General features: G+C 67.0%; 13 protein-coding genes. 5 read left to right on the top strand and 8 right to left on the bottom strand.

Annotated features, from left to right (window positions below; all coding sequences use genetic code 11):
* Positions 1–225 precede the first annotated feature (225 nt).
* Positions 226–588 carry an Ig-like domain-containing protein gene (locus ACNS84_RS16045; RefSeq protein ID WP_435075874.1) on the top strand — a complete coding sequence of 121 codons (363 nt, stop codon included), beginning with the start codon at positions 226–228 and terminating at the stop codon, positions 586–588.
* A gap of 94 nt (positions 589–682) precedes the next feature.
* Here the strand turns inward: ACNS84_RS16045 and ACNS84_RS16040 are convergent, their stop codons facing one another.
* The 4 genes from ACNS84_RS16040 to ACNS84_RS16025 form a co-directional block, all read right to left on the bottom strand.
* Positions 683–1,081, bottom strand: coding sequence for a DUF7383 domain-containing protein (locus ACNS84_RS16040; RefSeq protein ID WP_435075873.1), 399 nt, complete (start codon positions 1,079–1,081; stop codon positions 683–685).
* 254 nt (positions 1,082–1,335) lie between these two features.
* Positions 1,336–1,719: a DUF5820 family protein gene (locus ACNS84_RS16035; RefSeq protein ID WP_435075872.1), complete on the bottom strand. Its 384-nt coding sequence runs from the start codon at positions 1,717–1,719 to the stop codon at positions 1,336–1,338.
* A gap of 66 nt (positions 1,720–1,785) precedes the next feature.
* Positions 1,786–3,981 carry a ribosome rescue protein RqcH gene (gene rqcH, locus ACNS84_RS16030; RefSeq protein WP_435075871.1) on the bottom strand — a complete coding sequence of 732 codons (2,196 nt, stop codon included), beginning with the start codon at positions 3,979–3,981 and terminating at the stop codon, positions 1,786–1,788.
* An 84-nt stretch (positions 3,982–4,065) separates the two neighbouring features.
* The gene (locus ACNS84_RS16025) at positions 4,066–5,787 is read right to left on the bottom strand and encodes a tRNA uridine(34) 5-carboxymethylaminomethyl modification radical SAM/GNAT enzyme Elp3 (protein WP_435075870.1); all 1,722 of its coding nucleotides are present in this window, start codon (positions 5,785–5,787) and stop codon (positions 4,066–4,068) included.
* Between the two features lie 87 nt (positions 5,788–5,874).
* Here ACNS84_RS16025 and ACNS84_RS16020 point away from each other — a divergent pair, with 87 nt between their 5' ends.
* The gene (locus tag ACNS84_RS16020; RefSeq protein WP_435075869.1) at positions 5,875–7,392 is read left to right on the top strand and encodes a DUF790 family protein; all 1,518 of its coding nucleotides are present in this window, start codon (positions 5,875–5,877) and stop codon (positions 7,390–7,392) included.
* A 37-nt stretch (positions 7,393–7,429) separates the two neighbouring features.
* Here ACNS84_RS16020 and ACNS84_RS16015 read toward each other — a convergent pair whose 3' ends face one another.
* Together ACNS84_RS16015 and ACNS84_RS16010 are read right to left on the bottom strand one after the other, a co-directional pair.
* A complete protein-coding gene (locus tag ACNS84_RS16015; RefSeq protein WP_435075868.1) occupies positions 7,430–7,963 on the bottom strand; it encodes a DUF7122 family protein in 534 nt (177 codons plus the stop codon).
* Entirely contained in the window at positions 7,960–8,883 is a 924-nt protein-coding gene (locus tag ACNS84_RS16010; RefSeq protein WP_435075867.1) for an RsmB/NOP family class I SAM-dependent RNA methyltransferase, read from the bottom strand. Before ACNS84_RS16010 ends, ACNS84_RS16015 begins: the two co-directional genes overlap by 4 nt.
* 114 nt (positions 8,884–8,997) lie before the next feature.
* Here ACNS84_RS16010 and ACNS84_RS16005 point away from each other — a divergent pair, with 114 nt between their 5' ends.
* Positions 8,998–9,738, top strand: coding sequence for a proteasome assembly chaperone family protein (locus tag ACNS84_RS16005; protein ID WP_435075866.1), 741 nt, complete (start codon positions 8,998–9,000; stop codon positions 9,736–9,738).
* Positions 9,739–9,785: 47 nt separating this feature from the next.
* On the opposite strand, the gene ACNS84_RS16000 is transcribed toward ACNS84_RS16005, so the two are convergent.
* On the bottom strand, positions 9,786–11,147 hold the full coding sequence (locus tag ACNS84_RS16000; RefSeq protein WP_435075865.1) for an isochorismate synthase: 1,362 nt from the start codon (positions 11,145–11,147) through the stop codon (positions 9,786–9,788).
* A 170-nt stretch (positions 11,148–11,317) separates the two neighbouring features.
* Positions 11,318–11,956 carry a molybdopterin-dependent oxidoreductase gene (locus tag ACNS84_RS15995; RefSeq protein ID WP_435075864.1) on the bottom strand — a complete coding sequence of 213 codons (639 nt, stop codon included), beginning with the start codon at positions 11,954–11,956 and terminating at the stop codon, positions 11,318–11,320.
* A gap of 316 nt (positions 11,957–12,272) precedes the next feature.
* Between ACNS84_RS15995 and ACNS84_RS15990 the strand changes: the two genes are divergently transcribed.
* Together ACNS84_RS15990 and ACNS84_RS15985 are read left to right on the top strand one after the other, a co-directional pair.
* On the top strand, positions 12,273–12,488 hold the full coding sequence (locus ACNS84_RS15990; RefSeq protein ID WP_094522403.1) for a DUF7120 family protein: 216 nt from the start codon (positions 12,273–12,275) through the stop codon (positions 12,486–12,488).
* Between the two features lie 112 nt (positions 12,489–12,600).
* Positions 12,601–12,879 carry a UPF0058 family protein gene (locus tag ACNS84_RS15985; RefSeq protein WP_435075863.1) on the top strand — a complete coding sequence of 93 codons (279 nt, stop codon included), beginning with the start codon at positions 12,601–12,603 and terminating at the stop codon, positions 12,877–12,879.
* Positions 12,880–12,907 lie beyond the last annotated feature (28 nt).

Here is a 12,907-nt window from a genome sequence, read left to right as displayed (position 1 = left end):
TAGAACGTGGTTTGGACAGTTTCGAGAGATTGTCCTAAAGGCAGCTGTCCGGAACCTTGAACGGGCAGTGAGACTCTGACTCCTGTAATTTCACACGTCTAAACAAGGCCCAGGGCGCATATCTTGCTATCGGAGAGGCGGAGCGTAGGTGTGGTGAATCCAGTAGCCAAAGAGCCGCTTGACCTATACCCACTTATATGAGCGAGATACCACATATGATAACTTATGGAACGTCGCCAGTACCTCGCAGTGTTAGCGGGGATGCTCTCCGTTGCTGGCTGTACCGGAAGACAGGATGAAACGATAACGATGCTCGCTGTCAATCAAGATGGCGCGTCTCACGCGGTGACGGTCTGGGCCGTTCGCAACGAGAAACTGACCGTTGCGAATACGGTCGAAGTGGCGAGCGAGGAGGTCGCACAACTCGGGCAGATGGCTTGGAAGAGTGGCCAGTACCGAGTCACCGTTCAGGTTGACGGCGACGTCGTACTCGCTAACGAGTTTCGCTCCGAAGACTGGTTCAATCAGCTCGATGTCTTCATCGGCGAGGATGGCTCGGTCGAGTTGAACAGGGGGCGAGCGGCGTGAGACAGAGACGCTGAACGAGTCAATCCGTGATGCTGCATACACCCTCTCTATCTAGCACACCACTTCTGAGAGGAACCAGGGAGTTCTCGGTTAGTCACCTCTCACGCGAACTCTCCGAGCGCCACTGGACGATCACGTTCCCTATGGCGAACTCGTCGTCGCTCTCTCCATCCCGAACGATTTGAACGGTGTTCTCGCCCTGTTGTAGCATCGCGCCCGTGACGGTATCCATCCACAGTTGCCAGCCGTCCGAGGGCGGGAGGTCAAACCCCGTCAGCGGCTCGCCGTTGACAAGGACTTCGTGTCCGAACGTCCCCACGTCGTAGAGCTGAATCTCAAAGTACGCGTCGAGTGGATTCGTGGTCGTGACCTCGAACGTGTGAAGGGTCGAGGAATCGCCAACGAACTCAGCCCACTCTATTTTCAGTGCGTCCGGGTCTTCGCCCAGGTGTTCGAGGACGGTGACGAGCGCGTAGTCGGTATGCGGTGGCATGTACTGAATTTCACGGGCAGGAACCTTGTACGTACCGTCTAATTAGGTAGTAGGCTACAAGAACGGTTCTCTGACACGCATTAACCGTCCAATCCAATTCGTGTGAGCGGTTCCTTTGCCCAGAGGCATGGAAACGGACGCTGAGTCGCTGCTGAATACAGCCCTCTGTATCTCGCACGCAGATTCTGTCAATTTCTAAGTGTATCAACAGAGCCGGATCAGAATAGGTGACGCCGCGGGTCGGTGCGCCCCGTTCACTTCGCGTCGATGTACTCGTCTAAGCGCTCGAAGTACTCCTCGCGCGGCACCTGATAGGCGGCTCGGTAGTCGATCTCTCCGTCGGCAAACCGTTCCGCGGCCGCGACCGCCGCGGCCGCGCCCGCCTCGCGGTCGTCGCGGGTCTCCGAGAGCGCCTCGACCTCGGGTTCCAAGAAGAGAACGACGTGCCACTCCTCGGTCGCGTATTGGCCGGAGCCCGGACGGGCGTTTCGCGCGCCGTTCGTGAGGTAGATGGTCGGCAGACACGCGGCGGGCAGGTCGTCGCCGTCGAACACGTCGGGACGATAGACGAGGATCGCTCGTCCGCTCGGCTCCTCGTTCCACACCCGCCAGCCGTCCGGTAGCGCCTCGAAGCTCATGTGCGGAGTCGGGCGCGGACGCTTGAAAGGGTCGCGCTCCCGATCGGGGAGCGTCGTCTCGTACTCTCAGTCGACGATATCGGAGCCGCCCGGGGGAAGGAACTCCTGTAGCTGGTCCGCGCTCGCCACTTTCCGGACGAACGACTGGTCGGCGAACCGCCCCTTTAGCTCGCGGTACACCATCATCGCGGCGTCGTTCTGCGCGTACATCCCCGGCTCCAGCGTGACGCTCGTCGCCGCGCGGTCGACGATCGCCGACGGCGGGCCACCGATGGCTCGGGTGACCGGTTCGCACTGGACACCGACGGCGACTCGACACGGCACGTCCTCGAAGTACGTGCGGTCGCCGCGGATAACGAAGCTCCCCTTCTCGATGTACTCCCCGCTTTCCGGAGTCTTCGAGACCTGGTCGGGCGCGACCATGTACGCGTCGCCGGCGCCACGGCCGTCCTTCCAGTCCGAGGAGTACGAGACCGCGAACTGCGCGGCCTCCCGCAGCGTCTGCTCGGAGAAGTCGACCGGGTCCGCGGATTCGGAGGGGCCGGCGGCCTTCAGGAGCGTTACCGGCCCGCCGTGCGCCTGCGTGTGGAAGAACCGGTCGTGTTTGCCCATGTACTTCTTGACGAGCTCCTCGTTCTGATCGGCGTTGCGCCCGCCGATGACGAGGTAGCCCATCGACGTGTGGAACCACCGGAACCGCTGGTACCAGTCTTCAGGGCTCCGGATCGGGATCGACGAGCGCGAGAGCCAATCGGTCTCGTACTCCTCGTCGTCGCCCTCCTCGTCGCCCTCCTCGTCGCTTCCGCCGTCGCCGTCGTCGGCCGCCTGCGTCGCCTTCCACTCCGCCTTGCGCTCTTTGACCGCGTCCAGCTCTCGGCGGGTCGACTCGATGGCCTCCATCGCGCCCGCCTTCTTCTCCTCGATGCGCTTTGCCTCCTGGTAGAGCCTGTCGGCGTTGACCTCGACGCCGGTGCTCGCGTCGAGTTCGACGCGAACGGACCCGCCGTCCCCGTCGTCGAGCGCGATAGTCACCGTCCCCTCGCCGCCGTCGACGCCGACGACCGCCTCCGCGGCCGGGATGCCTCGCTCCGCCCCCGCATCGAGCGTCTCGGCGATTTCGTCCCACGGAACCTCCGCCTCGCGCGCGTCTTGGACCGTCGAGAGCACCTCGTTGACGAGGTCGTAGTTCGCGTACAGCAGTTCGGCGCGCTCGCGCTCGGCCGCGGCCTGTTCGTCGAACCCTTCGATTGCGCCCTGCTGCTGTTCGATGATCCGCTCCTGTCTGGCGATCTCTTCCTCGAATTCCGGCCGGGAGTCGCTCGCGTCCGCGGGCGCTTCGCCGTCCTCGCTGTCGTCGCGTCCGAGCCGATAGAAGTACTCGTCGACGGCGGCGTTGAAGGAGTCGAAGCCGACGCTCGGCAGGCCCTCGTGCTCGGAGAGCGGGAAGGGCGTGACGTCGACGACGCGGGGCTCACGGCCGTCGTCGCCGTCGCTCGACCCGTCGTCGGACAGTGATTCCTCGTAGATCCGCGGGTCGATGTCGCCGGAGCGGAGCCGCTCGCCGATCCGTTCGAGTTCCTCGTGGAGCGCACGCAGCTGATCGTCGGTCGCCTCGTCGATGGGCGTCTCCTTCGGAACGCCGGCGCGGGTACACACTTCCTCGGCGTACAGCCCGCCGAGGTTGAGCTGCGTGGCGAGGGTCCGCACCACGTCGCTGTCGGAGTCGCGCATGTGTCGCTTGAAGCCGCCGAGGCTCACGTCGAGAGGGTTGAGTCGCGACGCCGGGTACTCGTACTGCGAGCCGGGAGCGACGGTCCGGGATTTGAGCCGGACCGTAGACAGCGACCCGACGACCTCGCCGGTCTCGTCGAGCGCGGCGACGTTCCCCTGCCCGAAGAGCTCGGCGACGAGCGTCGTGTTCTCGTCCTCGCGCTCGAACTCGAAGGTGAGGATGCGATCGAACTCGTACTGCTCGACGCCTACGAAGTCGGCGCCGGAGAGCCGGTTGCGCAGCATCTTCGCGAAGTTCGGCGGACGTCCGGGCGCGTCCGCGACGTGTTCTGCGTCGGCGACGTGGGCGCGTTTCACGTCGCCCACCTCGATCATGAGTTCGACGCGGCCGCGGTCGAAGTCGCGGAGCTTCAGCCGGATCAGATCGTCGTCGTAGCGGTACGCCTTGTCGACCTTCGCGCCCCGGTACCGATTAAGCTCGGTGACGAGCGCCGCGAGGTCGATGCTCGACAGCTCCCGCTTCTGGTCCATACGCCACAGAGACGGCCGCTCGGGAAAAGGGGTGTCGTTGTGGGTACGAGCCGTCGAACAGCGGACGGTGGCGCGTGCGACCGGCTACAGCCGCTTCGACACGTACGGACCGTCCTGATGGTACCCGAGCTTGTTCCGGTAGTACTCCCGAGCGCCGATGCCGGAGATGACGGCCAGCTTGCGGTAGCCGGCGTCTCGGGCGAGCGTCTCCGCGCGCTCGAGGAGCTTCGTGCCGTACCCCTGGTGCTGCCAGTCGCCGTCGCCGCCGATGGCGACCTCGCTGCCGTACACGTGGAGCTCGCGGACCAGCGCGGCGTCGGCCAGTTCGCGCCGGATCGCGTCGTCCTCGGTGCCGGGCGCGCCGGGCTGTCCGGGGGCGAAAGAGGGGAACCGCAGTCTGCAGAATCCGACCAGCAGGTCGCGGACGGGGTCCTCGAACGAGATGAAATGTTCCGTCCCGCCGCCGGCCTCGTAGGTCATCACATCGAGTTCGACGTCGTCGGGGTCCGGGTCGGCGTCGTTGTGGCCCACTTCTCGCGCACGGATGTCGCGCTGGGTGATTCCCTTCTCCTCGGCCCGCTGGTCGGCGAGCTGCCGGAGGTTCGACTTCCAGACGCCGCCCTCGATGAAGTCGGCTGGGATGTCGCGCTGGACGCGCTGGAGCCGCGTGTACTTCGGGATCTGGTCCATCGCCTCGGCGACGACATCCGCGGCCTCCTCGTTCGAGAGCGGCTCGAAGTCGTCGCGGCGCCACCGGTCGTATATCCGGGTTCCCTCGACGACGAGCGTCGGGTAGATTTTTAGGTAGTCGGGGCGCCAGTCCGGGTTCTCGAACAGCTGTCGGAAGTCCTCGACACACATCTCGCGCGTCATCCCCGGCTGACCCGGCATCATGTGGAACCCCACCTTGAACCCGGCGTCCCGCAGCTGGCGGTTTGCGTTGCGCGAGGCCTCGTTACCGTGTCCGCGGTGCATCTCGCGGTTGATGCGCTCGTATGTGGTCTGGACGCCGACCTCGACTTTGGTGCCGCCCAGGTCGAGCATCCGGTCGATCTGCTCGGGGTCACACCAGTCGGGCTTCGTCTCGAACGTCGTTCCGATGTTGCGGATCGGATTCGTCTCGTTCTCGGCGATCACGTCTTCGAGGTACTCGAACTCTGTCGTCTCGGGGTCAGGTGCGAACGACACCCCCTCGGCGGGCTCGGGCTCTTTGTCGAGGTCGTAGTCGTTCATCGCCTGGAGGGCCCGCTTCACGAACCACTCTTGGTAGTCGTGCGAGCGCGCCGTCATCGTCCCGCCCATCAGGATGAGCTCCACCTTGTCGACCGGGTGCCCTATCTTCCGGAGCTGTTCGAGCCGGAGCGTGACCTGCCCGTAGGGGTCGTAGTCGTTCTGGTCGCCGCGTGCGGCGGCGGGCTCGTGACCCGTGTACGACTGCGCCGAGGAGAACTCGGAGGCCGGCCCGCCGGGACAGTAGAGGCACTTCCCGTGCGGGCAGAGCTTCGGCGAGGTCATGATCGCGACCGGAGAGACGCCGGACGCGGTCCGAACCGGTTTCCGGCGGACGACCTCTATCACGTCGTCGCGGGCCTCCGACGGCGCGTGGTCCAAAATCTCGGTGTTCTTCGGGACCTTCGGCGAGGAGAACGTAGAGCAGGCGTCGAGCTTGGCCGACTCGAGGTCGTCGCGCTCGATCTCGCCCGCGAGGATCCGGTCGACGAGGTGTTCGCAGGTGCGGACGAACGACTCGGGCTCGTCGCCGCCCTCGCCGCCGGTGTCCCCGTCGCTCGCCGCGTCGGTACTCATTATCCTCCGTTCGTCGGGTTTCGGAGTTAAGCGTGTCGCACCGCGGGAACCGGCCGGTTTTAGGGCGGCGCTCGCGTAGCCGTCGCCGTGTTACGCAAGGACCTCCTGCGCGTTTCGCGGGCCGGTGGCGGCTACCGCCCGCAGTTCACGACCCGCGCGCACCGCCCGCTCGCGGCGAAGGTCCTCGGGACGTTCGAGTCCCACGTCGGGGAGCGCCGCGGCGACCTCGACGACGCGCTGGCGGCCCTGGAGGCAGAGGCCGCCGAGTCCGGCGGCGACTTCAAGCTCGTTCGCGGGTTGGCGGCGCTCGTCGAGCGCGAGTGCACGTTCGAGACGCGAGCACGCGTCCCGCCGCGCCGCGTGCGCCGGGCCGCGTTCGAGGCCGCGGAGGCGGTGGGCGTCGCGAGCGACGCGGAGCGGGAGACCGCTGTCGACCGCGCCGCCGACGCGCTGGGGATCGAGCCGACGGACGTGGAGGCGTCGCTGTACGCCGACCGCGACGTCAATGAGATCCTCGTCGACGCCGACGTGCGGTGGGATCCGGACTCGCTGTTGGCGCAGTACGACCTGTCGCTCGCACAGACCGCCCTCTTCGACGCCGTCGAGGTCCGGATCCGATCGAACGACCCGAAGCGGCTCGTCTCGGCGGTGAAGCGGCTCCGGCTGATGTACGAGGTGGTGAAGACGCCCGAGGGCCGCGAACTGGTCGTCACCGGGCCGGACGCGCCGTTCTCGCGCACCCGACGCTACGGGACCGCCTTCGCGCGCCTGCTCCGGACGGTCGCGGAGTCGGCGGAGTGGTCGCTGGAGGCGACGATCGACGACCGCGGCCGCGAGCGTACCATGCACCTCTCCGACGGCGACGTGACGGTCCCGGGCGTGGAGCCGGTCGCGGAGCCGGAGTTCGACAGCGGGGTCGAAGCCGACTTCGCGGGCCGGTTCCGCGGTCTCGACCTCGACTGGACGCTCGTTCGGGAGCCGGAACCGCTCGAAACTAGCACGCGGGTGATGATCCCCGACTTCGCATTCGACTACGACCACGCCGAGTTTCGGCTGTTCTTCGAGGTCATGGGGTTCTGGACGCCCGAGTACGTCGAGAAGAAGCTCGGCCAGCTCGCGGACGTGGAGGACGTCGACCTGTTGGTCGCGGTCGACGAGAGCCTCGGCGTCGGCGAGGAGATCGCCGCGCGAGACCATCGGGCGGTCCCCTACACCGGGACCGTCCGCGTGAAGGCGGTCGTCGACGTGCTCCGCGAGTACGAAGCCGAGTTCGTCGCCGACACGGCCGCGTCGCTGCCGGACGCTTTCGCGCCCGACGACGATGTGCTCTCGCTGGCCGACCTGGCCGACGAGCACGGCGTGAGCGTCGAGTCCGTCGAGGACAAGACGTTCCCTGACCACGAACTGGTCGGTCGGACGCTCGTTCGCCCCGGTGTCCTCTCGACGGCCGAGGAAGCGATCGAGGCCGGTATGGCGCTGTCGGCCGCCGAACGCGTCCTCGGAGAGTACGGGATAACTGACGCGAGCGCCGTGCTCTCGCGGCTCGGCTACCGCGTCGAATGGGAGGGGCTCGGCGGCGGCACGATACGAGAGAAGGAGGAGTGACGGAGCGAGTCGGTGGGGGCACCCGACGCCGCGATGCCTACTTCACGACCGGGAGGTCGGCCCGGCTCCCCTTCGGAACCACCGACCGCAACTCGTCGTAGAGGTAGAGCCCGACGCCGATGGGCGCCTGCTCGCCGGCGATTGCGTGGGTCGCGATCAGGTACCCCCAGTCGCCGTCCCACTCGGGTAGGTCCTGGTCCTCGCCGGCTGCGAACCGAACGGCCTGCTCGGGATCGAGTTCGATCACGTTCGTCGTCGCGTGATGGCCGAACCGAGTGGCCGCTCGGCTCGTCGGCTTCCAGTGCTCCTGTCGCGTCCGCAGGAAGGTCATCCCGATCGCCTCCACCTTGCAGGGGTCGGTCGCCTCGCCGTTGAATATCCAGACCTTCCCGGCGCCCTTCTCCCAGAAGCTGTATCCCTCGAAGACGCTCCGCTCGACTCCGAACCGCTCCGTCCACCAGTCGAGCACCTCCCGCCGGCTCGCGCGCCCGTCGACCTCGCGGTCCGCGGGGGTCTCCGGGAGCCGGGCGAAGCGGTGCCCGTCGTTGGTGGACGCGCCGTCGTCGGTCATGCGTTCACCTCCGCTCCGCCGACGCGAAGTTTCGCGCAGAAGAAGCCGCCCGTGTCGTTGTGATGGGGATACACGCGGTGCGCGCGTGTCACCGACTCGTCGTACGTCTCGTCCTCCCACTCGGTCACGCCCGGAACCGTGTCGATCGGGAGGTCGAACTCCACGATTTCGCACGCCTCGTTCGCGATCACGTGGTCGAGCACCGCCTCGTTCTCCTCGGGCGCGAACGTGCAGGTGGAGTAGACGACGGTCCCGCCGGGGCGCGTCGCCTGCACGGCACGCGCAAGGACGCCCTTCTGTATCCCGGCGACGGCGTGGACGTGGTCCAGCGTCCACTGGTCGACCACGTCCGGGTTCTTCCGACAGGTGCCCTCACAGGAGCAAGGGGCGTCGACGAGGGCGCGGTCGAACTCGTCGAACGCGAGCGGCTTCGTCGAGAAGTTGCGGGCGTCCTGGTTCGTGACGATCGTGTTCGTGATCCCGAGCCGTTCGGCGTTGTGTCGGAGCGCGGAGAGCCGACCGAGGTTGTTGTCGTTCGCGACGACGGTCCCCTCGTCGTTCATCGCGTCCGCGATCTGCGTCGTCTTGCTGCCGGGGGCCGCACAGGCGTCCCACACGCGCTCGCCGGGTTGGGGGTCAAGCGCGAGCCCCGGGAGCACCGACACCTCCTCTTGTCCGTGGGTCCAGCCGTGAATGTACGGCCAGTTTCCGCCGGGGTTGCCGTCAGGGAGTCGAAACAGGCCGTCGTGCCACGCCACGGGCTCGTAGGCGACGCCCTCGTCGTCGAAAGCGTCGCGCACGCGGGCCGGGGAGGCCGCCATCTCGTTCACGCGGACGACCGACGGCAGCGGGCGGTCGCAGGCCGCGCGGAACGCCGCTGCGTCGTCGACGAGCGGTTCGTACCGCGCTAACGGGTTCATAGACCTCTCTTTCGCGCCGGCCCGTTAGTCGGTTTCGGGACGCGTGGGTGAGAGATCGGCGAGGGTGTGTCCTCGCGCCGTACATTTAGGTCGCCTCCCGAAGTAGACGATAGCATGGCACACATCTCCGTGCTCGACGACGAGATATCGCTGAACAAGCCGACGCTGGTGGAGGGGTTCCCCGGCGTCGGTCTCGTCGGGAAGATCGCGACCGATCACATGGTCGAGGCCCACGAGATGGACCACTACGCGAACGTCCACTGCGACGGGCTACCGCGCGTGGCCGTCTACCGCGAGGAGAACCGAGCGCTGACGACGCCCGTTCGACTGTACGCAGACGCGGAGAAGGACCTCGTCGCGCTCAGCAGCGACGTGCCAGTGAACCCGGGCGCCGCGACCGAGGTTGCCGGCTGTCTGGAGGGCTGGTTCGCGGAGACCGAGACGTTCCCGATCTTCCTCTCCGGACTCGGTCGCGAGAAAGGAGAGGCACCGCCGGCGATCTACGGCGTTGCGACCGGCGACGGCGGCGACGCGCTCGACCGCGCCGACATCGAGGACCCGCCGGAGGCCGGCCTCGTCTCCGGTCCGACCGGTGCGATGCTCGCGGAGTCGCTGGAGCGCGACCGCGACGCCGTGGGCCTCGTGGTCGAGTCGGACCCGCAGTTCCCCGACCCCGAGGCCTCGCGGATCCTCATCCGGAACGGGATCGACCCGATCGCGGGAACGGAGACGCCAACCGACAGCCTCGTCGACCAGGCGTCCGAGATCCGCGAGGCGAAACAGGCGTTCGCAGAGCGGATGCAGCAGGCGACCGAGGAGAGTTCGCAGGCCGAGCCGTTGAAGATGTTTCAGTAGACGACCGGGGGTTCTGGACTCGGGAGGCGGCCAGCGAGCGTCCCGTCTCAGTCGTCGCTCGAGACGGTCGCGTCGTCTTCCGCCTCCAACTCGTCGAGGATCGGCCGGTACTTGAGCTGAATCTCGTCCCACTCACGGTCGGGGTCCGAATCGGCGACGAGCCCGACCCCGGCGAAGAGGGTCGCTCGCCGAGGGGTCGCGACCGCAGAGCGGATTGCGACCGCGAAGGCGCCGTTGCCGGCGGCGTCGATCCAGCCCACCGGAGCGGCGTACCAGCCACGATCGAACGGCTCTGTCTCGTGGATCGTCTCCAAGGCGCGGTCCGGCGGGAGCCCCCCGACCGCCGGCGTCGGATGCAACGCCTCGACGAGGTCGAGGACGTGTCGGTCATCGCGCAGCTCCGCCGTGATCGGGGTGTGCAGGTGCTGGACCGTCGCGAGTCGGCGGACGCGCCGCTCGTCGGCGGCGATCGAGGCGGCGAACGGTTCCAACTGCTCTCGGACGGTGTTGGCGACGAGCTCGTGCTCGTGGACATTCTTGGCGTCGTCGAGCAGTTCCCGCGCCAGCCACTCGTCTTCCTCCGGCGTCTCCCCGCGGCCGGTCGTCCCGGCGAGCGCGTCGGTCTCGACGGTTCGGCCGCGCAGCGAGACCAGCCGTTCGGGGGTGGCACCGAAGAACGCGCTCCCGCCGGCGTCGGGCTCGAAGAAGTACCGGTGGCAGTCGGGGTACTTCTCGGCGAGTCGCTTGAGCGTCGCCGCTCTGGGGAAGTCGTTCGACAGGTCCGCCTCCAGCGCCTGCGCCAGGACCACCTTCTGGAGGTCTGCACCGCGGATCCGTGCGACGGCGGCCTCGACGCTCTCGCGCCACGCCTCGCGACTCGTGGTGCGCCGGGTCTGTGCGATCCCCGGCCGGGGCGGGTCGGCCGCGTCCGCGTCGACCGCGTCGAGGCGGCCGATTTCGTCCGCGAGCCGGTCCTCGACGGCGTCGACGGCCGCGTCCGGGCCGGCGGCGTTCACCGTGAGCCAGGTCCCGTTGTCGGCGAACGTGAGCTGGACGCGCGGGAGCACGAACCGTGCCTCGGGAAACGGCCCCCACGGGTCGCCGTCGCACGCGCCGGCGTGGAAGGCGAACCCGCCGAAGATCCTGGGGCGAGCCGCTTCGGTCCCGGCGTGAACGTCGCCGGAGTCGAACAGGTCGGCGGCGGCGCTGCGGATATCGGCGAAGCGGTCTGGCCCGCTCGCGGTGAGCGTCGCGGCCGCCCCGCTCCCGAGGACGAGGGCGTCGTCCGGCGCGCTCCACGTTGTTCGGGGGGCCGCGAGCGCGTCGAACGCGGCCGCGAACGGGGGCGCGTCGACCTCGGTGGTCCGGCTGACGAGCGGGGGAGCCGACGTCGAGCGCGCCCGTTTCATTGACCCGTGTTCGGTACCGCGGAACCTTTATCCTGACTATCGCGGGGGTCGACCCGGGCGTCGGAATTGCAGGCGTTTGTTGCAGGCGTTTGCGGCGTGCGAACCGTGCGAGGCGCTGCGAAGAGATCCGGCGTCGCTCGTCAGACCACGCAGCGGGGCTGCGTCTCCCGTTAGCTGTACCGTTCCTCGTTCCACGGGTTGGCCGTGTCGCTGTACCCGCGCTTCTCCCAATAGCCGAGTTCTTTCTCCGTGAGGAACTCGACCCCGGACACCCATTTGGCGCCCTTGTACGCGTACTTGTGCGGCGTGACCACCCTGATCGGCCCGCCGTGGTCAGCCGGGAGGTCGTCTCCGTCGTAGCCGTACGCGAACAGGACGCCGTCGTGGGTGCACTCCGCGAGCGAAAGGTTCGTCGTGTACCCGTCGAGCGCGTGGAAGAGGACGTGCTCGGCGTCCGCGTGAACTCCCGCGCGGTCGACGATTTCGGAGAACTCGACGCCCGTGAACGAGCAGTCGAACTTGCTCCAGCCGGTGACGCAGTGGAAGTCCTGTCGCTGGGTGACGGCCGGCAGGTCGCGAAACTCCGACAGCGAGTAGGCGAGTGGATCGTCGACGGCGCCCCACACCTCGAACGCGAACGTCTCGGGGTCCCACGAGGGCGTGCCGCTCTTCGAGAGGACCGGGAAGCGGTCGGTCTCCCGCTGTCCCGGTGGGAGTCGTTCGTCGCCGTACTCGCGGTAGAGCCCCGTGAGGTCCTCGACGTCGCCGTCGGTGGCAACCGCGGCGTCCGAGGCGCCGGTTCCGGTCATACCCCGGACCAGGGCTCGCGCCCACGTATGCGTGTCGTTCCGGGAGGTCCGATCGGTCGGTATCGTCGGCGTCGGTCGCGTCGCGCCGAACCGACAGATCGCCCCGTCGCGCCGAACGCCATCCGGAGCCATCTCAATCGGTTCTCGTCGACGCGGCGACCGCCCACGTGTCGCAGATCAGTCACGAGTTATATATGATAAAGAATGAATTTTGCGAGTACGAACGATACTTTCAGAACACCCCGTTCGAGATTTCTCATTTCCGTACCGTCGACGCCACATTTATATACCCATTCCCATTACTCCCGTGCAGGAAATGCCACGAGTAGAGATAACCGTGCCGGAGCATCTGGAGATGCAAATCGCCCAGATGGTCGAGCAGGGCGAGTTCCTCAACCGCGAGGAAGCGGTGGAAGAACTCCTGTCGACGGGGATCAAGGCGTACAAGACGAGCGGACCGAGAGACGAGGACGACTCCGGCGGATTCGAGGACGAGGGCATGATGGGCCACGAAGACGAGTACGTGTTCTGAGCCAGCGGTCCATCAGCGGTCCACGCCCTCGCGTTCTGCGGTATCAACGGCGTGTGAGCCGTGCGTATACCCCTCAACAACGCTTAAAGGGTCTACGGTTCGTACTCTGGGTATGCACAAAGACGAGCTCCTCGAACTCCACGAACAGATGGTGACGATCATGGAGCACTTCCGCGCGAACGAGACCGTCGACGGCTCGCTTTTCGACCCGTACGACGAACTGGAAGTCGATCCGTCTCACGTCCACAAATCCAAGAGCGAACACAAACATGCCGTGTTCGTGCTTGGCAACGCGCTGGCGAACGCGATGAGCGAAGACGAGTTCTCCCCCGCCGGCCGCGTCGGCAAGCGCATGGAAGAGCTTGCTGACGACGCAGAAAACAAGATCTGAGGTCGATGCGTCCGCCGTCGCGTCCGTG

Origin of the sequence: Halorubrum wangae, assembly GCF_051194135.1 — an archaeon.
Classification (GTDB): domain Archaea; phylum Halobacteriota; class Halobacteria; order Halobacteriales; family Haloferacaceae; genus Halorubrum.
This window is presented reverse-complemented; position numbering and strand designations above follow the sequence as displayed.